General features: G+C 56.7%; 16 protein-coding genes and 1 pseudogene. 11 read left to right on the top strand and 6 right to left on the bottom strand.

What is annotated here, in order from left to right; genetic code table 11:
- Window positions 1-2 precede the first annotated feature (2 nt).
- Window positions 3-1,010 (top strand): LacI family DNA-binding transcriptional regulator, encoded by a 1,008-nt coding sequence (locus tag ACR3EH_RS09155; protein ID WP_171189137.1) that lies wholly within the window; start codon window positions 3-5, stop codon window positions 1,008-1,010.
- Window positions 1,011-1,095: 85 nt separating this feature from the next.
- Window positions 1,096-1,803: pseudogene (locus ACR3EH_RS09150) on the top strand (IS6 family transposase).
- A gap of 329 nt (window positions 1,804-2,132) precedes the next feature.
- On the opposite strand, the gene ACR3EH_RS09145 reads toward ACR3EH_RS09150, so the two are convergent.
- The 6 genes from ACR3EH_RS09145 to ACR3EH_RS09120 form a co-directional block, all read right to left on the bottom strand.
- Window positions 2,133-2,669, bottom strand: coding sequence for a TetR/AcrR family transcriptional regulator (locus ACR3EH_RS09145; RefSeq protein ID WP_171647468.1), 537 nt, complete (start codon window positions 2,667-2,669; stop codon window positions 2,133-2,135).
- Window positions 2,666-3,661: a flavin monoamine oxidase family protein gene (locus tag ACR3EH_RS09140; protein WP_171189208.1), complete on the bottom strand. Its 996-nt coding sequence runs from the start codon at window positions 3,659-3,661 to the stop codon at window positions 2,666-2,668. The genes ACR3EH_RS09145 and ACR3EH_RS09140 overlap by 4 nt, the downstream gene beginning before the upstream one ends.
- Window positions 3,658-4,329, bottom strand: coding sequence for a cupin domain-containing protein (locus ACR3EH_RS09135; protein WP_171189206.1), 672 nt, complete (start codon window positions 4,327-4,329; stop codon window positions 3,658-3,660). Before ACR3EH_RS09135 ends, ACR3EH_RS09140 begins: the two co-directional genes overlap by 4 nt.
- 390 nt (window positions 4,330-4,719) lie before the next feature.
- Entirely contained in the window at window positions 4,720-5,079 is a 360-nt protein-coding gene (locus ACR3EH_RS09130) for a hypothetical protein (RefSeq protein WP_171675861.1), read from the bottom strand.
- Window positions 5,076-6,878, bottom strand: coding sequence for a hypothetical protein (locus ACR3EH_RS09125; protein ID WP_171675864.1), 1,803 nt, complete (start codon window positions 6,876-6,878; stop codon window positions 5,076-5,078). The genes ACR3EH_RS09130 and ACR3EH_RS09125 overlap by 4 nt, the downstream gene beginning before the upstream one ends.
- 1,077 nt (window positions 6,879-7,955) lie before the next feature.
- Complete coding sequence (locus tag ACR3EH_RS09120; RefSeq protein WP_171647464.1) at window positions 7,956-9,917, bottom strand: CocE/NonD family hydrolase; 1,962 nt, start codon at window positions 9,915-9,917, stop codon at window positions 7,956-7,958.
- Between the two features lie 164 nt (window positions 9,918-10,081).
- Between ACR3EH_RS09120 and ACR3EH_RS09115 the strand changes: the two genes are divergently transcribed.
- From ACR3EH_RS09115 to ACR3EH_RS09075, 9 genes are all read left to right on the top strand, one after another.
- Window positions 10,082-10,744, top strand: a complete 663-nt coding sequence (locus ACR3EH_RS09115; RefSeq protein WP_171183666.1) for a helix-turn-helix domain-containing protein — start codon at window positions 10,082-10,084, stop codon at window positions 10,742-10,744.
- Window positions 10,741-12,780 carry an NADH:flavin oxidoreductase gene (locus ACR3EH_RS09110; RefSeq protein WP_171183668.1) on the top strand — a complete coding sequence of 680 codons (2,040 nt, stop codon included), beginning with the start codon at window positions 10,741-10,743 and terminating at the stop codon, window positions 12,778-12,780. Before ACR3EH_RS09115 ends, ACR3EH_RS09110 begins: the two co-directional genes overlap by 4 nt.
- Window positions 12,781-12,888: 108 nt before the next feature.
- Window positions 12,889-13,581: a helix-turn-helix domain-containing protein gene (locus tag ACR3EH_RS09105; RefSeq protein WP_171183670.1), complete on the top strand. Its 693-nt coding sequence runs from the start codon at window positions 12,889-12,891 to the stop codon at window positions 13,579-13,581.
- A gap of 93 nt (window positions 13,582-13,674) precedes the next feature.
- A complete protein-coding gene (locus tag ACR3EH_RS09100; RefSeq protein ID WP_171183672.1) occupies window positions 13,675-15,234 on the top strand; it encodes an ABC transporter substrate-binding protein in 1,560 nt (519 codons plus the stop codon).
- A gap of 54 nt (window positions 15,235-15,288) precedes the next feature.
- Window positions 15,289-16,233 carry an ABC transporter permease gene (locus ACR3EH_RS09095; RefSeq protein ID WP_171183674.1) on the top strand — a complete coding sequence of 315 codons (945 nt, stop codon included), beginning with the start codon at window positions 15,289-15,291 and terminating at the stop codon, window positions 16,231-16,233.
- The gene (locus tag ACR3EH_RS09090; RefSeq protein WP_371732004.1) at window positions 16,214-17,092 is read left to right on the top strand and encodes an ABC transporter permease; all 879 of its coding nucleotides are present in this window, start codon (window positions 16,214-16,216) and stop codon (window positions 17,090-17,092) included. The genes ACR3EH_RS09095 and ACR3EH_RS09090 overlap by 20 nt, the downstream gene beginning before the upstream one ends.
- Complete coding sequence (locus tag ACR3EH_RS09085; RefSeq protein ID WP_171675866.1) at window positions 17,092-18,078, top strand: ABC transporter ATP-binding protein; 987 nt, start codon at window positions 17,092-17,094, stop codon at window positions 18,076-18,078. Before ACR3EH_RS09090 ends, ACR3EH_RS09085 begins: the two co-directional genes overlap by 1 nt.
- Entirely contained in the window at window positions 18,075-19,076 is a 1,002-nt protein-coding gene (locus ACR3EH_RS09080) for an ABC transporter ATP-binding protein (RefSeq protein ID WP_171183680.1), read from the top strand. The genes ACR3EH_RS09085 and ACR3EH_RS09080 overlap by 4 nt, the downstream gene beginning before the upstream one ends.
- Entirely contained in the window at window positions 19,073-21,091 is a 2,019-nt protein-coding gene (locus tag ACR3EH_RS09075) for a CocE/NonD family hydrolase (protein ID WP_171183681.1), read from the top strand. The genes ACR3EH_RS09080 and ACR3EH_RS09075 overlap by 4 nt, the downstream gene beginning before the upstream one ends.
- The last annotated feature ends 19 nt before the right edge of the window (window positions 21,092-21,110 follow it).

The raw sequence follows: 21,110 nt of genomic DNA, 5'->3' as shown, positions 1-21,110 counted from the left end.
GAATGCGAAGACCCACGATCATAGATGTCGCCAACTCGGCGGGCGTTTCCAAGTCGACGGTAAGCCTTGTTTTGCAGGGCAGTCCGCAGGTGAAGCCGGAGACACGCAAGCTCGTCCATACCGCGATGAAAGAGATCGGGTATGTCTATAACCGATCGGCGGCAAATCTGCGATCCACGGGAACGGCGCTAATAGGTTTGGTGATAAACGACCTGACCAACCCGTTTTTCACTGAGTTTGCGACTTCGTTACAGATGGCGCTGGCGTCCCGAGGCTATGCGGTCGTATTGGCGAACACAAACGAAGACCCCGAACTTCAGGATCAGGTGGTGGGCGCGATGCTTGAGCACGGTGTTTCTGCTTTGATCCTATCGCCTGCTTATGGCGATGTCACAAACACCCTCTCCGCGGTAGAGCGAGCTGGCATTCCGTTGATGCAAGTCTTGCGACAGGTTGAAAGCGAAACTTGCAGATTTCCCTTTATCGCTCCTGATTACGCAGAGGGTGGACGCGCGGCAACGCAGTACCTGATCGAAACGGGCGCGCGGAACATCGCCTTTGTCGGTGGTCTGGATGGTGCCGAAGTCACTCAGGAAAGACTGTCCGGCTATATCAGTGCGATGAAAGACAACCACTTGCAGCCTATTGTAAAAACAGGGGAATCCAGCCGATCATTTGGACATGAAGCAACGGTCAACCTCTTCAAAGAGCATCCTGCGTGCGATGCCGCAGTCTGTTTCAATGATCTTGTTGCTTTTGGGATGATTAATGCCTGCCATGAAACTCAGATAAAGATTGGCACGGAGTTTCAGATTGTCGGTTTCGACGACATCAAGGAAGCATCAGAATGCTGGCCAGCTTTGTCTACCGTACACTGCGGCGTCTCTGAGTTTGGAGAACAAGTTGCGGACACTGTTTTGCTGTGGTTGCAGGATGGTGCCACGCCAGCGCAATGCACGCGGACTTCAACGCGTTTGGTATTGAGGCAAACTACGAAAGACACGGTGTAGCAAAAGACTATACCAGCCTTTGTCGAGAGGTCTTGTCAGAAGAGCCTTGGTTGAGCGGGGCAGGGTACTCTCGTAGCCTTCGCGCATGATTAAACAGCCGCCATTAAAGTACCTTAAAACCAGCCCCGAGATCATCCGCCTAGCAGTGATGCTGTACATCCGTTTCCCGCTCGCGCTTCGGAATGTCGAAGATCTGCTGCACGAGCGAGGCGTCGATGTGAGCCACGAAACTGTCCGGTATTGGTGGAACAGGTTCGGCCCGATGTTTGCCGCTGAGATCAGACGGAATCGTGTGCAGCAGCTGCGCGCCTTCTCCAAATGAAAGTGGCACGTCGACGAGGTTTTCGTGAAGGTGAATGGTAAGCGGCATTATCTTTGGCGGGCTGTTGATCACGAAGGCTAGGTGCTGGAAGCCGTTGTTACCAAACGTCGAAACAAAGCTGCAGCACTGAAATTCCTCAAGAAGTTAGAGAAGCGACACGGTAAAGCGGAAAAACTCGTCACGGATCGCTTCGCATCGTATCGGGCTGCACTCAGAGAACTTGGCGCTACCGAAAAACAAAGGACGGGCAGGTGGCTTAATAACCGCGTCGAGAACTCGCACCTGCCGTTTCGACGACGCGAACGCGCGATGCAGCGGTTCAGGCTAATGCGAAGTTTGCAGAAATTCGCGTCCGTCCATTCCTCTGTCTACAACCACTTCAACCAGGAAAGATCGCTCGCCAGCAGAGATACCTTCAAGCTGATACGCAGCGTCGTTCTTGCCGAGTGGTGTCAACTTTGTTCCGGATAGGTTCGTGGTTTTCGTGGCAAACTGAGACTGGTTCAAATTCGTCTGACAGCACCCAAACGGGAGCTTCAGTCCATTCCACGCGGACGCAACGACGATCAACTCGACAGCTTTTCCCATCTTCTGAACTGGTCCAAGGGACTGGGATTCTACCGCGCGCTTGGTCGCGATCATCAGATCAACATCGTACGTCGGGAGCGCAATCGCGAGAGGGTCAGGCGACGGTAGAACCTCAGAGTCAAGCTTGAAAACTCGTTGAATAGTACTGGGAGGGCCGATGTCGGACCAATCCTGAGAGCGGCCCCTATGATCGCTCGCAACCACAAACTGGTCTAATCGCTAATGCCGTCGGATGACGGCTTTGAGCCCAAATCGGACGTTGCTTTTTCGAAGACGTCCGGGTCACCCTGCACAGTCGCAAGTAGTGCAGCGCCTTCCAGCGTCGCGAGCACTGCTAGTGCGTCAGAAAGCGGATCGTCGCTGTCCGGAAATGCGCTGACAAGCCGATCGACCAATGCTGCGAAGAACATTCTTGCCGCCTCCGTTACCGGTTCAGGTAGAACTCCGCTTTCAGCTGCGAGTAGCCCACAAAGGCACATCTTTCCGTCCTGGCGCAAGCTTTCCGCGAAAAGCTCGCGTAGGCGTGCGACACGCGCATGAGACGGGCATTCATCCAAAGCGTCCAGGAAACGGGACGTGTAATTTCTGGCCAGTCGAGCGACCAGATCGGCCTTGGTCGGGAAGTAATGATGTACGCCTGCGCTGGTCAGCGCTGTGTCGCGCGCAAGGTCTCGGAACGAAAAGCCGTTGTAGCCGCCAGTGCGGACCCGCGCCTCGGCGGCGACCAGGATTTTCTCTTCTGATGTCATACCATCACCCTCGACAATTCTTGCCGCGCTGCATCCATGGCTTCAAGAGCGCCTTCGAGGAAACCACCGTGCGACGGTGCGGTTTCAGTTCCTGCAAAGATCACCCGCCGAGTAGGAGTTAGTTTGCTATACATAGGATGGGAGCTAAGCGGCTTGAGGTCGGCAGACGTGGCGGTTGCCATGTCGGCGCTCCAATCCTTGACGATTACGCCGCGTGGCTCGGCTGCTTTGGGGCCAAACAGGCGGACCAGTTGCGCCACCGCTTGCGCTTCGAACCCGGATTGTCGGGCCGTGCCGGGCATGGCAAAGCCGAACAGAGCACCCTGGGTGCCGTCCATAGGCGACGCGTCATGGATTTCAGCCAGCGGACCTTGATGAGAGATTGCGTCGCCATTCAGGCCCGCGTCGCGCCAGAATGGGGTGTCGTAAACAGCAACGAGTTTGGCATGTCCAGCCATCCAAGTTGGAACATCCGGAACGACCACGCCCATCTGTGCAGCGAGGCGCGGGGGTAGCGCCAAAACAACGAAGTCGGCGCGCAATGAAAACCCGTTTCCGCTCAAGGTCACGAATTCGTCTTCTTCGATCACACGCCGAACTTCGTGGCCAAGGCACAGCGTATCAACAACCTTTTGGGCGAGGGCGTTGGTTATCTGAGCGAGTCCGCCTGAAACGCGAAGCGCGTCACCCATGGGGGCGAAATCGAAGTCACGACGCACATTTCCCTGAGCATCCTCGAACGCCAATCGTCCATCGCTGTATTGTGGAAATGTTCGCAGCCCAAGCTTGTCTAGGAGGGATAGCATGCGGTGGTTGTGCGGCCAAATCCAAGCAGGGCCGAGGTCATAGCCGCCCTGTGAGAGAATGCGACCGCCTACGCGGTCGCGCGCCTCTAGCAAAAGCACGTCGCGCCCTTCAAGCTTCTGCGCATGCGCCAAAGCTAGGCCGGACAACCCTGCGCCGACGATGATAATCTTTGCGTTTGGCTTCATGCCGCGCTCTCTGCGACGTTACTAAGGTGGCCGGTCTTGATCCAGATTCGCACCCCGTTAGCGCCAGCGGTCGCCTCGAAACTCGCCCCGACGGGCAGGCGTAACCAATCCCAGCGGGACAGGGTGTCGCCACCCTCGTTCAGGCTCCCATCAATCACAAAGACCTCAAGCCCGCCTGAGGCATCTAAAGAGCGCACTGTACCCGCATCCCAGTGTTCCATCGCTACAGTTTCACGTACATCTGTGTGGAGGGGCAACCTAGAGACACCATCTGCTGCTTCAATCCAGCTTGCCTTGCCGCTGTCGATCTGGACTTGATCGCGGTCGCTAGCATCGAATTGGTGGAGCTTTACAAGAATTGTCGCGCCGTCCTGTGCTGCAGGTGTATGAGACGAGGTCGGCGGGTTCCGCACGTAGGAACCAGTTGGAAAATCACCGTCTTCGTCTTGAAAAGTACCGTCGAGAACCAAGTATTCTTCGCCACCGTCATGCGTGTGGGCAGAGAAAGCGCTGCCAGGCGCAAAACGGACGATAGTGGTGGCGCGAGCTACTTCCTCTCCAATTCGGTCAAGCATTTTGCGCTCAACTCCGGGCATCGGGGATGCGACCCAATCGTTCTCTTCAAAGTGTATAAGGGTACGTTTATTGAAGTTGGCGTTCACGCGCATGGTTTGGTCTCCCTCCATTGTCACTGTGTATGTGCAAATTGACTATACTTACCTACTGATAGGTAGGTCGTTTCTCGACGTCACTATCGCAACAGTGATCACGCGTTCGTGAACCATTGGTTAAACCGCAGCGAATGGCGAATTTGTCCGCAGAGCGGTCGCTCGCGACATTTCGGCGAATGACCGCACCGAGCCCATTTTACCGAATGCTGCGAAATTCCTGAACGACTGCAATTGCCGCTTCAATAAACTACGCCAATAATAATTCTTCTTAGTTTGATTTGTAGGTTACCCACATATCGCTAGTCCCTAACGCAAAAAACGAAGGGCGCGTTGGTCAGCCCCCCCAACTGAACTGGTCCGCCTTAATGTTTTGGAAAAACGGAGTACTCAAACAAGGAATCGTGTAATGGCAGCCACATGGGGGGCCAGCTTTACACCCAAGTCGAGCATTCCCCCACCAATCTTGGTGACCTTCTCTAGGATACTTAATGCGGACACTACTTTGGATTTATTCGGCTCCTCTGCTTTGACTTCCGCCTCAATCATATCGACGGCATCAGAAATTTCTGACTGTTGTTCAGAGGGGATATCAGAATCTTTCAAAAGGGATCGAATGGCACCTATTTCGTGTATGACTTCGGTCCGCACATCACCAGAGATCGTGATTGTCGCGCCCTCGCCAACTGCTAGGTTGGTCGCCGTAACATTGCCACCATTTGTGCTGATGCCGTAGTTATCACTGGTCATTTGCTAGCTCCCAATTTATTGCGCGCCTGCTGTCCTATAGCTTTGACGCTCGCTCCAGCGCCTACAGCCATGTTTTCGGCCTTGACATCGCCACCCTGCACCACAATACCTTGGTTCAGAAGCGTAGTGCGCTGTTCTCGCAGTTCGGACGTGTCAATATTACATTCATCCAAATAGTCGATAAAGCTGCGCATAACCCGCCCAGCAAATGCTGCTTCCGCAGACCTGCGGTCCATATCCTGAAAGTATTGCACTGGGCCAAAATCAGCCACCTGCCGCCGGATGGACAAGGGGGCTCCGAAATCGAAATTGGCGGTCCGCTCAATGGACTTTTGTAAGCGCCGTTTAGCTCGCTCTTTGCCTCCTGTGGCTTCAGCCATACCCTCCTGAATTTTTCCCGCTAGTTCAATCGGTGTCCACACAAGCATCCACGCCCCAATGAACAAGGAGCCCAGAAATTCAAACACTAAGCCCCAGAAGCCCTGTGGTGCGAATTGATCTATCCAGCGGAACTGTGCCGCAACAGGAGGCATTATTATTCCATTAATCTCCAAGTTCAAATCGGTACCATGTCTAAATATTCGCACGAAATAGGAAATCGTGATTTCTCTGCCCCAAATGGATTTTCTGATCCAAAGATACCGCCGTACGGGCGAATCCGGGTCGTCGGCATGCTTGGCAAACCTTTCATCGGACAAGCTTTCAGGCGGGCGAATTGCACCCTCTCGTTTTATATCTTCTGGGATGTTAGCGCCTTGTACGAAATATAGTGATCGCGGAGTTCCAACAATTTGCCCACCTTGCATCATCGACTGGCTGATCGCAGCCTCAATTAGATCGATATCTGGATCGGTTAAGCTTCTTTGCTCTAGATCGCCCTGCTTTGACCTCGCAGTATCGACGACTAAGACCCACGATCCAAAGCGAAAGCCGAATTGGGAAAACGGATCAGATCCCGCAAACGTGACGAGGTTGTGGAAGCTGTCTTCGCTGTCGGGCGGCGTGGGCGGTTTAAATACGTTGGGCTGATACGCTGGCACGAGACTGTTTCTATCGCGTCTACTTTGACGGAGTACCACGATGCTAGCAGCAATGATTACGAGAACTACAGCGCCGGGTGCATCTGAGCTGATAAGGACGAGTCCAACCACTGCGAGAACGAGATACCAGACTCGGTTTGTTGCGACCTCTTGGTCGCGCTTATCTGCAAGTTTGATGAGTTCACTGCGATCTACGTCCATCGAGAACGGAGCCGGCAAACAGGGGTGCTCCTGCTCATCGCGCAGCTTTCCAATCATAGATAGGCGACCCGCCGCAGCCATACCCATCAACAAACGGGCGGGTTCATTAGGGCTGGATTTGAACCGCACGACAACCTCCTGATTTGTGGTGGAATGGTGGTTCTTTGAAGTTGAATTGCTTCGTACAAGAATGAATAAGAACGCAATGCTCGCCGCCGAATAGATAAGGGCACCTCTGAGAAAGAATCCACTCGTCATTCGGTCTATACTGACAAGGTTTTCCAGAAACTCTCCAAATCCGAAACTGCCGTATTCGAACACACTTCGGATAGCCCAGTATAAACCGGCATTCGTAAGCCAGAATCCCAACAGGGAACTGGCTAGAAGTGTAGTAAGTTTCCTTGGCTTCGCAGATGATGCGTTGATTGCCGCATAAATCACCAATGCAAGCGCTATGCAGTTCACGGCAAATTGTGGGTAGCCCCATTCAAAGTACTTTTCTGGTTGGTCTACATCACCAATTGAAAGCGCAATCAAAAAATCGATAGACGCGATCATCAAGCCGATCAGCAATGCGATGACAAGCCTAATCACCAACGATATGAATCTTACTCTGCCTGGTTGTTGCCAGGCCAAGAACCAACAGGTCCCTACTATCAGTAATGCGGAAATAGTTGGAAACATGTTTCAACAAAAATTAAAAAATCTATGAGGCATTATGTGCCACAGTAACGATTTTGGCAAGCGAACCCCTTAGTCGACCGCACTATCAATACCTGGTCCATCTCAACCGAGACGTCGCATCGGGGCGTTTTAGATGGGGAGAACCACCGGCCCAAATATCTGATTATTTGCGCGATATGCAGCGAAGCAGACATTGATCCATCCAGAGTAAATGGCAGCATTGTCCGCTAGGCAGACGTTCAGCAGATTTCAGCGAACGTCCGCTGCCGTTCAATGGAGGCCTTGGGGCGAAATTTCTCGGAATGACCACCAACAATGACCGCTTTCCGTTCCTAAGCCGTCATCTGACTGAAAGACTCAGATGACTGCCTTGAGCCCAAAGTGCCCGATGTTGCGCGACGCACGAACGGGTGCGAACCACGTCATTGCCGCCATTGGTTTTGGTAAGTACGGCCCGAACCTGCGGTCAAACTAAAATCAAAAGGTTTCTGCGCGGCCCTTTATACCGGATCGTCGTTGCGAGTACATAGCGCGGATGCTAGCAGAGGTCCGCAAGCTCAACAGACCGGTAGATCTGTTAGATGTACAGGGCATCTCAGTCCTTAGAGTGAACATCCGTTGCTCGAGTGACATCAACTCCTGCAACCCCGCCTCCGTTGTCCCATTTGGGGATGTAAATTCATTTCGGAGGTTAGCAGGTGACAGGGGCTGTATCGCAGAAGATCGCCGGTCACAGAGATCAATTCTCGAGCCAGTTTTGCCGCAGCTTCTTTCGACCAGCCCATTTCTCTCCCGGTGTTCGTCAATCCTCTGTCATCACGAAAACATAGGCCGGGCCGCCACCGAAAACCGTGGTTATTGTGTTTAGCATGTCCGCGTCATTGAGCGTGAATTCAGATCCAACAAAACGAAAGTGCTCAACCCGAGAATGAATTGAACAGAGAATTGTTACTAAATACGCCATTGCCGCGTTGCGAAGGGCTGATTGTTCCATTTCGCATTCAACTCGGCATCCACCGTGGTGCGGTCGCTTGTGGTTCTGGCAGTCAATGCGACCGAAACCTCGGCAGTTCCATCAGGCCGTTCGAAAACCATCCTGTGAAGTACGTTTGTCTGTTTCTCAACGCCATCTGAAGCATCCAGACTGTGCGTCATGTTGGTTTCATAGCTGAAAGCGGTTTCTGTTTGGGCGAAGGTTGTTTTCAAAAGCGGCTGATGCCATCCCATCTCAACCCTGTCCCCGGTAGTCTGTGTCCAGCGTGACAAAGGGTTAGGCGCATGGGTGGAATGCCGTTTCTGCACGGGCAGGTCTTGGGCTTCGGGCAGTGGCCTGGACAGGTCAGCGGGCGCATCGGGTAAAACAGGCAAACGCAGCGTTGCGTGATCTATCTGTATATCTAAAGCCGGTGATTTTGCGTGAATGAGGGGCCAGTAAGATGAGGACAAAGCAAGCCGGAGACTATGCCCCTTACGGACGCGATACGCCGTTGAATGAAGCCGAAGGTCCGCACTAAATTTGCCTGACCTCGTCGCTGATGGTTTGCAATCCAAATTTTCGTCAAGCGACAGGTTTCGAACGCCGTAGCTTATTCGTGCAGCCACGCCTTCCGGGCTGACATCACTCAGCCTGGCGATGATCTGCCCCGGTTTGTCGCCAGTCTCGCCACGCAGAGTCAGTGTCATCGAACCATAGATAATGACGTCATCGGCCAAAGGAGCCGTTTCGAAAACCAATGACCGGGCATCGTCTGCGGTTTGATCAAGTGGCAGCCCGCCGAGACGGCCAAAATACCCCGTGTCCCCGGCGGTTTGCCCGACGGTCGGGTCTGCGGGAACCATCCATGGTGCAGGGCCATCGCTGGATTTATGCGTGGACAAGTCCCAGTCCTGTATCTCGCTTTCCTTTGAGGCTGGCCCGCTTTGCGTCCATCTCCCGGATCTTTGGACCAAACGGTCGCCCGGTGTATCGAATTCGCGCATCCAGACCCGCAACCGCGGCCAATCCAGCGCGTCGGGCTGATCCGATTTCAACCAATGATCCCACCACTCCAGCGCCAGCTTTTGAAAACCGATGGAGGGACCCGGACTACCGTGGTCGGGATAATGATGCCCCCAGGGACCGACGACCCCCCAGACCAGATCGGGGCGGGCATCAACCAAAGACATAACAGAATTGGAATAGCGATCACTCCACCCGCCGACTGACAGGATCGGAACCGAAAGGGCTTCAGCGGTATGAATAACTGAGCCGTGGCGCCAAAAGTCACCGCGCCCATCCTCACGCAGCCAGTTCTGCAGGGGGAATGTCAGACTATCAATCCGTTCTTTCCAACGCGATTTCCATTCCGGCCCGACATTCAGCGACGGTGGAGATGCCAGGATAGAAGGAAGCGTTGCACCCCATTCGAACGTGTCCGACAGAACGCAACCGCCCATATAGTGGATGTCGTCCTCGAACCGGTCATGTGTGGCACAGACAGCTATTGCCGCCTTCAACGGTGCGGGCGCATCGACGCTTGCCTGAAGAGATGCGGTCCCACCCCAGGACGTGCCAAACATGCCCACGCGGCCATTGCACCAGGGTTGCGCAGCCAGCCATTCGATCACTTGCCGCGCATCGTCCAATTCTGCCGGTGCGTACATATCCGGCATGTGCCCTTCGCTATCTCCTGATCCCCGCATATCCACACGGATGCAGGCATAGCCATGGGCGGCAAAATAGGGATGGTTCCTCTCATCCCGCGCGCGAACCATGTCGGTCTTGCGATAGGGAATGTACTCCAGAATGGCGGGCACAGGCGCTTGAGTCAAAGGGCGCCACAACCGTGCGGCCAGCCGCACGCCATCAGGCATTGTGATCCACAGATGATCCGTTTCCGACACGTCGAAAGGATTTTCTGGCTGGTCCGTCATAGTGATCCGCCGCGTGCGTTTAGTGTTTATCCCACTTCTGCAAATCTGGGGCGAACTTGCAATAGCACCGTGCTATTCAATGTAAAATAGAATTTGACTTTAAAATTCTAGTCTGATTTCAATTTTAGTAGGGTTTATCGCGCAAACCACTTTCGGAGAGCCGCATGCCATCTGACAACGTCGTCGCTTTGCCATCCGCAATTTCCTCACTGGGCAGTGAGGTTCGGCAATTGCGCAAAGCCCGCCAGCTGACGCTCAAACAATTGAGCGAAGAGGCGGGCATTTCGCTTAGCCATGTGTCGGCGATTGAGCGCGGGGTTTCCAAACCTTCGGTTGACGTGTTGCAGGCTATCGCCAGCGCGCTCAGCGTCACGCCAGATTGGTTTTTTGCCCGCCGCGCTGGTGCCGGGCCGATGGAACAGGCCTATGTTGTTCGCGCCCAGAACCGTCGCGCGCTGAATACGCTCTACGGTCAGGACGCGGCTGAGTTGGGCTATACTGATCACCTGCTGTCCAGTTCGATCGGCGGGCAGTTTTATATGGGTTTGGCGGCGTATGCACCTCACTCGGAACGCCCCGAAGACCCTTTGCAAAAGCACGAGGGTGAAGAGCACGGCTTGGTGCTGGAAGGTGAGTTGGAGATGCAGATCGGCGATGAGTTCATCACACTGCGCGCCGGGGACAGCTACAGCTTTGACGCACGTATCCCGCACCATGCCCGCAACCGCACTGATCAGGTATGCCGGTTGATCTGGGCGGTCTCACCGGTCGTCATTCCAAAGGATGTCGTCGCACCGCAGGCGTCTGACCGGGAAACCTCGTCATGAGCCGTGACGTCCTGCTGCAACCCTATCAACTAAAGCACCTGACCCTGAAAAACAGGATCATGACTACCAGTCATGAACCCGCCTATCCAGAAGACGGAATGCCCAAAGAACGCTATCGCGCCTATCACGAAATGCGGGCAAAAGCGGGTGTTGCAATGACAATGACCGCAGGGTCTGCCACCGTCAGCCGCGACAGCCCACCGGTGTTCAACAACATCCTCGCCTACAAGGATGAGGTCGTGCGCTGGATGGGCGAACTGACCGATGCCTGCCACGCCCATAGCTGCGCTGTGATGATCCAGCTGACCCATCTGGGGCGGCGCACGGGATGGAACAAGGGCGATTGGTTGCCGTCAGTTTCCCCCTCGCATTTCCGCGAACCGGCGCATCGGGCCTTTCCGAAAAAGTTGGAAGATTTTGATATCGAGCGGATCGTGACCGACTATGCCGATGCGGCTGAACGCATGCAGGCCGCCGGATTGGACGGGATCGAGTTGCAGGCCTACGGGCACTTGCTGGACCAATTCTGGTCGCCGCTGACCAACACGATGGACGCACCGTTTGGAGGTGATCTCGACAACCGACTTCGCTTTGGCTTTATGGTTTTGGATGCGATCCGTGACCGCGTCGGCCCCGACTTCATCGTCGGCGTCCGCTATACCGCCGATGAAGTCGAAAAAGGCGGGATCACCGAAAATGAAGGGCTGGAAATCGCGCGCAGGCTGCGAGACAGCGGTCAGGTGGATTTCCTGAATGTCATTCGCGGGCGCATTCATACCGACCCCGCCATGACGGATGTGATCCCCGTGCAGGGCATGAAAAGCGCGCCGCATCTGGATTTCGCCGGGCGGGTGCGGGCTGAAACGGGCATGCCGACCTTCCATGCTTCGCGCATCCCTGACGTGGCGACGGCGAGACATGCGGTGTCCTCGGGTCTTTTGGATATGGTCGGGATGACCCGCGCGCATATGGCCGACCCGATGATCGTGTCCAAGATCCAAGCCGGACAGGAAGATGACATCCGGCCTTGTGTCGGGGCCACCTACTGCCTCGACCGCATCTATCAAGCAGGCGAAGCACTGTGCATTCACAACGCCGCAACGGGGCGTGAATTGTCGATGCCACATGTCATCCCTGCTGCCGAAACACGCCGCCGTGCGGTGATTGTTGGCGCAGGTCCCGCCGGGTTGGAAGCCGCGCGCGTCGCCGCTGAGCGTGGCCATGATGTCACCGTTCTGGAGGCGGCCCCCGAACCCGGCGGGCAAGTGCGCCTGACCGCGCAATCCAAGCGCCGGGCAGAGATGATCGGGATCATCGACTGGCGTATGGCGCAATGCGCTGCGCGGGACGTGCAGTTTCAGTTCAACACGTATGCCGAGGCCAGTGACGTGACCGCGCTGTCGCCGGATGTGGTGGTGATCGCGACCGGAGGTCTGCCCGAGACAACGATCCTCGATTCGGGAAATGAACTGGCCGTGTCCGCTTGGGATATCTTGTCCGGCGACGTAGAGCCGGGCGAAAACGTGCTGATTTATGACGATGCGGGGGATCATCCGGCCCTGATGGCCGCCGAGGTCATCGCAGCCTCCGGTGCACGGGTCGAGGTCATGACCCGTGACCGCAGTTTTGCGCCCGAAGTCATGGCGATGAATCTGGTGCCCTATATGCGCTCCTTGCAGAAAACCGGGGCCGTGTTCACGGTCACCCGAACCCTGCAAGCGATCGAAAATTCAGGCAATCAGCTACAAGCCCATATTGGAACCGACTATTCGGATCTGATTGAGAAAAGAGAATATGATCAGGTGGTTGTCAATCAAGGCACACTGCCACTGGACGATCTTTACTTTGACCTTAAGCCTCTGTCGCGCAATCGCGGGGCGGTGGATCAGAGTGCGCTTGTCTCTGGCAAGGGCGACCTGTTTTCGCAACCCAATCCCAGCGCCGGATTTGATCTGTATCGTATTGGCGATGCCGTGTCGGCACGCAACATTCACGCTGCAATCTACGACGCTCTGCGCATTGGTATCCGGTGGTAGCAAGCGCAGGGAGATATCGTAAATACGAGAAAAATTAACTATTTTTCTTGCGAAAAAGAAACTTTCTCGTAACAATTCCGAAATAACGAGCGCACGAAGGGAGGAATCGTGAGCCAGGCCAGATCGAAAAAATACACCCGCACTGCCAGCGAAGAGGGGCTTGCAGCCTTCGGGGCTGAGGTGCGTCAGCTGCGCAAGGCCCGCCAGATGACCCTGGCCGAGCTTGCGTCCAGCAGCGGTGTTTCGATCAGCCATCTCAGCGCAATCGAGCGCGGAACTGTCAGTGCCTCGCTCAATAAAATCTCTCGCATTGCCGACGCTTTGGGTGTCCCCGAGGAATGGTTTTTCAACCACCGCCCCGGCTCGGGCCCGCTGGAGCGTGCATATGTCGTGCGTCAATCCAACCGTCGAAATTTGAATTTGCTGTATGACGAACCTATCGAGCAATCTGGCTATGCGGATCAGTTGCTCTCCAGTTCAATTGGCGGTGGGTTCTGTTTGGGCGTCTCAGATTACCGCCCCTATTCCGAACAGGTCGTAGACCAGTATTTCTCGCGCGATGGCGAGATGCATGGGGTCATTCTGGATGGTGAACTGGAACTGGTGCTGGAGGACGAAACCGTCACCTTGCGCACTGGGGACAGTTTCAGCTTTCCCGGAGAAATTCTGCACGTTCTGCGCAACGTAACCGATCAACCCGCGCGCATGATCTGGGTGAACTCACCCGTCATCATCCCAAGATTCTCAGCGCTTGGCGCTGATGAGCAACTGCCACAGTCAAACAAGAAAAAGAACGGATAACGCCTGCTGGCACCTGAAGTCGCGGGCGCGCCTGCCCGCAAGCAACCAAACCGGACAGATGCCCGGACACGAAGACAAACAGGGAGTAAGCAAATGAGTTCGATTTTCAAAGGGGACGTTTCCAGACGCTCCGTTCTGGCCGGTGCTGGTGCATTGGGCGCGGCCAGCATCGCGTTTCCGCATATTGCTGTTAGTGCCGATGGCTCGGTCCTGACCATCCGGTCCTATAGCGATCTACAGGTGCTGGACCCAGCCTTCTGGCTCGCGCTGCCTGAGGCCGACATCATGCGGTCGATCTATGCGCCTCTGGTGTCAAACCAACAAGGCGATGAATGGAACTGGCGGCCCGTTGCTGTTGAAAGCATCGAACAGCTGGACGACCTGACCATAGCCTTCAAACTGCGTGACAATATCGGTTTCACGGACGGCTTCGGACAGATGACCGCCGATGACGTTAAGTTCTCGATTGAGCGTATCGCCGATCCGGCCAATGAAAGCCCCTATGCCGGCGATTGGAGCGCTTTGAAAGAGGTTGAGATCAAGGACAACCTCTCGGGCCTGATCCACCTGAAAAACAAGTTCGTGCCGCTTTGGACAACCACACTGCCGACGCCTGCCTCCTGCATCGTATCGCGCAAAGCGGTCGAGGAAATCGGCGGCAAGATCGGATCCGAGCCGGTTGCGCAATCCGGTCAGTACATCCTGACCGAGTGGGTGCCCAAACAGAAAACTGTTCTGAAACGCAATCCGGATTGGGCGTATGAGCCGGGCGGGTACGAAGAAATCCACATCCTACCAATCGAAGACCCTTCGACCGCTGAACTGGGATTTGAAGCGGGCGATCTGGACTATACTTGGACGTCGGTATCCTCGCTGCCGCGTCTCAAGGAAAACCCGCCTGCGGGATCGGTTGTCGAGGAAAAACCCTCGCTGGCTTATGTCTGGCTGGGCATGAACCAGGACAACGAAGCGCTGAAAGACGTGCGCATCCGCCGTGCCATTCAGCACGCGATTGACCGGCAGACTGTGGTTGACGCGGCCTATTTCGGCGCAGCGGCCGTGGGCAACGGCATCATCGCGCCCGGTTTGCCCGGCAGCCGGGACAGTGTGACTTATGACTACGACCCCGACAAGGCCCGTGAATTGCTGGCCGAAGCCGGTGCCGAAGGCATGACCGTGACGCTCGACATCCTGAACCAATCCGAACGTCTGACGGCGGCTCAGGTCATTCAGGCCAATCTGGCCGATGTGGGGATCACCTGCGAAATCAAGCAGAATGACAGTGGGACATTCTGGACGCTGGGTTCGAAGGATGGCGACTACTTCATGAACCTGCAGTTGGTGCTCAGCCGGTTCTCGATGAACCCCGACCCAAGCTGGGCGACCGTTTGGTTCACGCCCGAACAGGTCGGCGTCTGGAACTGGGAACGTTTCAACAACGAGGAATACAAGGCGCTGCACGAAGAGGGCCTGGTTGAAAGCGATCCGGCCAAGCGCGATGAGATCTACAAGAAGATGCAGGGTCTCATGGATGAAAGCGGCTGCTATGTCTTCCTGACGCACGAGGTTGTTGGTCTGATCCACAAGGATACGGTCAACCCGGGCCTCAAACCGAATGGTGAGCCATTGCTGCCGCTGTTCAAACCCGCCTGATCCACGCAAACGGGCGGCGCGTTGTCGCCGCCTGAACGCCTATAGGGGGCGCGTATGCTGAGCTATTTTATCAAACGGCTTGGGCTGGCTGCTGCGATCGTGTCGGTCGCCATGTTCCTGCTGTTTTGCATGATTTATCTGATCCCCGGCGACCCGGCTTCGGTCGCACTGGGGCCTCGGGCGACCGAGGAAATGCGCGCCGCCCTGCGCGAGAAAATGGGGTTGAACCAGCCGGTTCTGGTTCAGTTCTGGAATTTCTACATCGGGGCATGGACAGGTGATTTAGGCGAAGAGGTTCTGTCGGGCCGTCCCGTCACCACGGTTGTGTTCGAACAACTGCCCTATACGTTGGCCCTGATCGTCGGCGGCATCACGTGGTCGGTTGCTCTTGGCATTCCGCTGGGCTGCTGGGCGGCGGTCAGCCGCGGCAGCTGGGCCGACCGGATTGTTGGCATCCTGTCCGTTGCCGTGATTGCGGTGCCGTCCTTTGTTATCGCGATTTATGCGCTACTGATCTTTGCCGTCGAACTGCGTTGGCTACCTGCCATTGGCGCTGGTGAACCCGGCAATCTCGGCGATCAACTTACCCATCTGATCCTGCCGTCTCTGGCCGTTGGTCTGGGTTGGGTCGGTTACATCGCCCGCATGGTGCGCGCCTCAATGCTCGAAGTGCTTGAGGCCAGCCATATCCGCACCGCACGTGCGTTTGGCCTTCCGGATCGAACGATCACCTACCGTTATGCCCTGTCGATTGCGATCCTGCCCACGGTCACCTTGCTGGGCGTAGGCATCGGTCAGATGCTCTCATCGGCTGTTTTTGCCGAGATCGTCTTTGCCCGCCCCGGCGTCGGCAAGCTGGTTTATGACGCCATCCTGACCCGCAACTTCCCCATCGTGACAGGCACCGTTTTGATCACCACCGTCCTGTTCGTTCTGCTCAACCTGTTGGCAGACCTAATTATCGGAGCTTTGGATCCCCGTGTCAGAAGCAGTTTCTAATCCCGCCCCCGGGCGCATGGCCGAGCTGTGGCGCCCGATCCGCAAAATCCTGCGCGAACCTTTAGGCGCGTTGGGATTGTTCCTTGTGCTGTTTGTTATCTTCGGCGCTGTGTTTGCCGATCTGCTCACCAGCTGGGACCCGACGAAAATCAACCCGCGTGACCGGTTCCAAGGCCCAAGCGCACAGCATCTTATGGGCACCGATCAACTGGGCCGAGACCTGTTTGCCCGGGTGCTGCATGGCGGGCGGATCGCGTTGTTTGTCGCTCTGGTCTCGACCGCTGTGTCGCTGGTGATCGGCATCGTTCTGGGCCTGATCGCAGGCTACGGGCCGCGTTGGCTGGACAACCTGATGATCCTGCTCTTCGACGCGATGAAAAGCTTTCCCACCGTCATGCTGGCCCTTGCGCTGGTGACGCTGATGGGACCATCCCTGACCGCTGTGATGGTTGTTGTCGTTCTGGTCACCGTGCCCGGATACGCGCGGATCATCCGAACCCAGACCATTGCGTTGAAAACTTCGGAATACGTCACCGCGGCGCAAAGCATGGGCGCGTCTTCGGCTCGCATCTTACGGGTTCACATCCTTCCAAATGTGATTGGTCCGTTGGTGATCCTTGCCTCGATGGACATCCCGGTTGTTATCGGGATTGAGGCGGGGATGAGTTTCCTGGGTCTCGGCGTGCGCCCGCCGACCCCAAGCTGGGGGTCGATCCTGAATGATGGGTTCACCAATATCCGCGACACCGCCTGGATCGCGATAGCGGGTGGTGTGCCAATCATCATCACCACGCTGGGCTTTACTTTCCTGGGTGAGACGCTGCGGGACGTGTTCGATCCCCGGCTGAAAGGACGCTGATGACCACGTTGCGCATAGATAACCTGAACGTCAGCTTCTCGACCGAGGCCGGGCCGCTGCACGCCTTGAAAAACGTAAGCTTCGATGTGCCCGAAAACCGGATCGTCGGCATTGTGGGAGAATCCGGCTGCGGCAAGTCCACGCTGATCAACGCCATTCTGGGCCTTCTGGCCGACAACGGCAGCGTAGACGGCGGATCGATCTTATTTGAAGGACAGGATGAGCTGACCACCCTGCCCCCGTCGCGGATGCGCGACCTGCGCGGCCCACGCATAGCCACCGTTTTTCAGGACCCGATGGGCGCTCTGAACCCGGTGATTTCTGTCGGCAAGCAGATGTTGAATATCCAGTATCGCTCGTCCCTGTCGAAAGAGGAAAAGCTGAATCGCGCGGTCGAGATGCTGGAACTGGTCCGTATTCCAGATGCGCGTGCCGCCTTGGAGCGTTATCCGCATCAGTTCTCGGGCGGGATGAAGCAACGGATCGCCATCGCCATGGCCCTGATGATGGAGCCTGCCCTGTTGATCGCGGACGAACCCACAACGGCTTTGGATGCGACGCTTGAGGTGACAACGATCGAGCTGCTCAAAGATCTGCAGCAGAAAATTGGCTGTTCGGTCATGTTCATTTCGCACCATCTGGGCGTCATCGCCGAGCTGTGTGATGACGTTGTGGTCATGTATGCGGGTGAAGTGGTGGAGCGCGGAACCGTCCGGCAGATATTCCAGGACCCGCGCCACCCCTACACAGCGCGGCTGCTGGAATGCGATCCGGCGCGGCAAAGCGAACGCACCCTGCACCTGCCGACAATCCCCGGAGAAATCCCCGATCTGCGCGCACGGCCTGCAGGCTGTATCTTTGCCAATCGGTGCGACCTTGTAAGCGACGCGTGCTCGGCCCCGCCGCCTGACAAGGACATCGGAGACGGCCATATCGCCCGCTGTGTTGTTGCAGACAGCCCCGAAGCAACCGGAGTAACGGCATGAGCAGCGATCCCATTCTCAAGGTTGAAGACGTTCAAGTCTCGTTCCCGGTTGGTGGCATTGGGCGTAGAAGTTCGATCCTTGGCGTGGCTGGCGTGAACTTTGAAGTCAACCGAGGTGAAACCTTTGCGCTTGTCGGAGAAAGCGGTTCGGGCAAAACGACGCTCGCGCGGGCCGTGAACGGTTTGCAAGAAATCAGCGCAGGATCCATTACGTTCGAGAACCAGCGCATCGACACGTTGGATCGCAAGGCGATGAAGCCCGTGCGCAAACGTATGTCGATGATGTTTCAGGACCCGGTGGGGTCCCTGTCCCCGCGCATGACCGTCGGCGATCTGGTGACCGAGCCGTTCCGCATCCACGGGATCGAGGGCCGCAACCTGAGGGACGAGGCCGCGCGGCTGCTGACCTTGGTGGGGTTGCCAACAAGTTTCGCCTCTCGCTTTCCACATCAGTTGTCGGGCGGGCAAGCCCGGCGCGTTGGCGTGGCACGGGCCATTGCACTGGACCCGGCGCTGATTATCGCGGACGAACCCACCGCTGGTCTGGACGTGTCGGTGCAGGGCGAGGTTCTCAACCTGCTGAACGATCTGCGCGAGCGGCTCGGACTGGCAATGGTCATCATCACGCACAACCTGCATGTGGTGCACCATGTGGCTGATCGAACAGCGGTGATGTATCTGGGGCGCTTTGTTGAGGCAGGTGACACTGAAGAGGTGTTCAGCGCACCGCAGCACCCCTATACGGCGGCACTTTTGTCGGCCAACCCCGAGCCAGACCCGGACAAAACCCATGACCGGATCACCCTACCTGCCGAAGTTCCCTCGCTGCTGGCGCGACCGGCTGGATGCGAGTTCCACACCCGCTGCCCATGGGCGCAATCACGATGCAGTGTGGATGCACCAGAGCGGCAGGTTACAGACGGACGCGCAGTTGCCTGTCATTTCCCCCTTGAACCCGGTGCCCGCCCGCCGGAAATGGAAAAACAGGCTGCATCATGAGTGACATCGAGGTCATCGAAACTGTCTGGATTCCGATGTCCGACGGCACAAACCTTGCCGCGCGGCTCTGGCTGCCTGCGTCTGCCAGAACCTCACCGCTGCCCTGTATTCTGGAATACATCCCCTACCGACGTCGGGATGGCACGCGCATGCGCGACGAGAGCATGCATCCACACTTCGCGGCCGCCGGATACGCCTCAATCCGGGTGGATATCCGGGGGTATGGCGACAGCGAAGGCGTGGCCGAGGACGAATACTCGCATCAGGAAATCCAAGACGGTCATGACGTCGTTCAATGGATTGCCGCTCAGGATTGGTGCGACGGAAATGTCGGCATGTTCGGCAAAAGCTGGGGGGCGTATAACGCGTTTCAGGTCGCAGCGACCCGGCCCCCGGCACTGAAAGCCATCGCTCCGGTGATGGGAACGGATGATCGGTGGCGCGAGGATATTCATTTTTACGGCGGCTGTCTGGCCAACGATAATTTCTGGTGGGGTTCGATCATGCAGCTTTACAATGCGATGCCTCCCGACCCCGAGATTGTCGGTGCGGATCGCTGGATCGACATGTGGCGTGACCGGATGACCGGCGCGAAATTCTGGCCTGCCATGTGGCTGGAGCACCAAACCCATGATGAGATGTGGCGGCGCGGCTCGATCTGCGAAAACTATGCGGAAGTAGAGGTTCCCGTGTATTTCTTCGGCGGCTGGATGGACCTGTTCCGGGACACGCCCTTCCGCATCGCCGAGCATCTCAAAGGCCCCGTGAAAATCCTGATGGGACCTTGGGCTCATCTTTACCCGCATGAAGGTGTCCCCGGGCCAAAGGCCGATTTTGTCGGCGAAGTAATCCGCTTTTGGGACCATTGGCTAAAAGGCAAAGATACCGGTCTGATGGATGAGCCCCCGCTGCGGTTTTTCCTGCAAGACAGCGCGGCCCCTTCAGGCACGCATCTGCATCGCGCGGGGCGTTGGGTCGAAGAACCCTCTTGGCCGTCGCCGAATGTGTCCGCGCAGACGCTCTGGCTAAATGATCAGACGCTGGACGATACGGCTCAGGCCGGGACGGCGATGTCGATCTGCTCGCCGCAGACGTTCGGGGCAGCCGCTGGCGACATGTGCTCGTTCGCGATCCCCGGCGATATGGCTGCGGATTGCAGGATCGATGCCGGGGGTGCTTTGCAGTTCAAGGGGGCGCCCCTGATCGAACCGCTGGACTTGTTGGGCCAGCCCAGCATTGACCTGACGGTGTCCGCTGATAAGCCACAGGGATTTGTCGCCGCCTTGCTGGTGGATGAGGCCCCGGACGGCGCACAAACCTTGATCGCGCGAGGGTTTTGCAACCTCAACCACCGGGAAAGTGACACCCAGCCTACGCCGATCACGCCCGGCGAAGACATGACCGTTACGGTTCCCATGTACGGAACAGGCTACCGGGTGCCGATGGGCCATCGGGTCACGTTGCAAATCGCCTCGGCCTACTGGCCGGTTCTGTGGTCCGCGCCGCAGCCCGTAACGCTTACGATCCGACCCGGCGCGTCCCGGCTGATCCTGCCGGTCAGAACCCAGCCTGACGGCAGCACCGAACCACGTCCGCTGCCCGAACCAGCGCCCCCCACCGCAGCCCCGCGAAAAACCCATGTTCGCAGTGGCTCGATGGAACGTTCGGTCCATACTGATCTGACGACCGGCGAGATGACACACCGGTTCTTCCTGGACGGCGGAGTGTTTGGTCCGGTCGGCGATTTCCGCCTCGATGACATCGGAACAGTGCTTAGCGACGTTTCAGACCGCCGCTACACGATCCACCCTAGCGATCCACTATCAGCCGTCGCCACCATGGAGCAAACGGCCGGTTTTGACCGCGACGACTGGTCCGCGAAAATCTGGACCTATTCCGAACAACGAGCAACGGCGACCGAGTTTCACCTGACCTCACGCCTCAAGGCCTGGTCAGGTGATGAACTCATTTTCGAAGAAGAAGAGACGCACATCATTCCCCGCAACGGAATGTAGCGCGTCCTTGCGGCCACAG

It is taken from the genome of Ruegeria sp. BG7 (assembly GCF_056535685.1).
The sequence above is the reverse complement of the archived record's forward strand: the minus strand, read 5'-3'. Positions and strand labels throughout refer to the sequence as shown.

Coding starts and splice junctions, on each gene's coding strand:
- ACR3EH_RS09085 (WP_171675866.1), top strand. CDS start 17,092: ATGACCACGTTGCGCATAGATAACCTGAACGTCAGCTTCTCGACCGAG.
- ACR3EH_RS09130 (WP_171675861.1), bottom strand. CDS start 5,079: ATGACCAGTGATAACTACGGCATCAGCACAAATGGTGGCAATGTTACG.
- ACR3EH_RS09125 (WP_171675864.1), bottom strand. CDS start 6,878: ATGATCGCGTCTATCGATTTTTTGATTGCGCTTTCAATTGGTGATGTA.
- ACR3EH_RS09100 (WP_171183672.1), top strand. CDS start 13,675: ATGAGTTCGATTTTCAAAGGGGACGTTTCCAGACGCTCCGTTCTGGCC.
- ACR3EH_RS09095 (WP_171183674.1), top strand. CDS start 15,289: ATGCTGAGCTATTTTATCAAACGGCTTGGGCTGGCTGCTGCGATCGTG.
- ACR3EH_RS09145 (WP_171647468.1), bottom strand. CDS start 2,669: ATGACATCAGAAGAGAAAATCCTGGTCGCCGCCGAGGCGCGGGTCCGC.
- ACR3EH_RS09115 (WP_171183666.1), top strand. CDS start 10,082: ATGCCATCTGACAACGTCGTCGCTTTGCCATCCGCAATTTCCTCACTG.
- ACR3EH_RS09080 (WP_171183680.1), top strand. CDS start 18,075: ATGAGCAGCGATCCCATTCTCAAGGTTGAAGACGTTCAAGTCTCGTTC.
- ACR3EH_RS09140 (WP_171189208.1), bottom strand. CDS start 3,661: ATGAAGCCAAACGCAAAGATTATCATCGTCGGCGCAGGGTTGTCCGGC.
- ACR3EH_RS09120 (WP_171647464.1), bottom strand. CDS start 9,917: ATGACGGACCAGCCAGAAAATCCTTTCGACGTGTCGGAAACGGATCAT.
- ACR3EH_RS09110 (WP_171183668.1), top strand. CDS start 10,741: ATGAGCCGTGACGTCCTGCTGCAACCCTATCAACTAAAGCACCTGACC.
- ACR3EH_RS09075 (WP_171183681.1), top strand. CDS start 19,073: ATGAGTGACATCGAGGTCATCGAAACTGTCTGGATTCCGATGTCCGAC.
- ACR3EH_RS09155 (WP_171189137.1), top strand. CDS start 3: ATGCGAAGACCCACGATCATAGATGTCGCCAACTCGGCGGGCGTTTCC.
- ACR3EH_RS09135 (WP_171189206.1), bottom strand. CDS start 4,329: ATGCGCGTGAACGCCAACTTCAATAAACGTACCCTTATACACTTTGAA.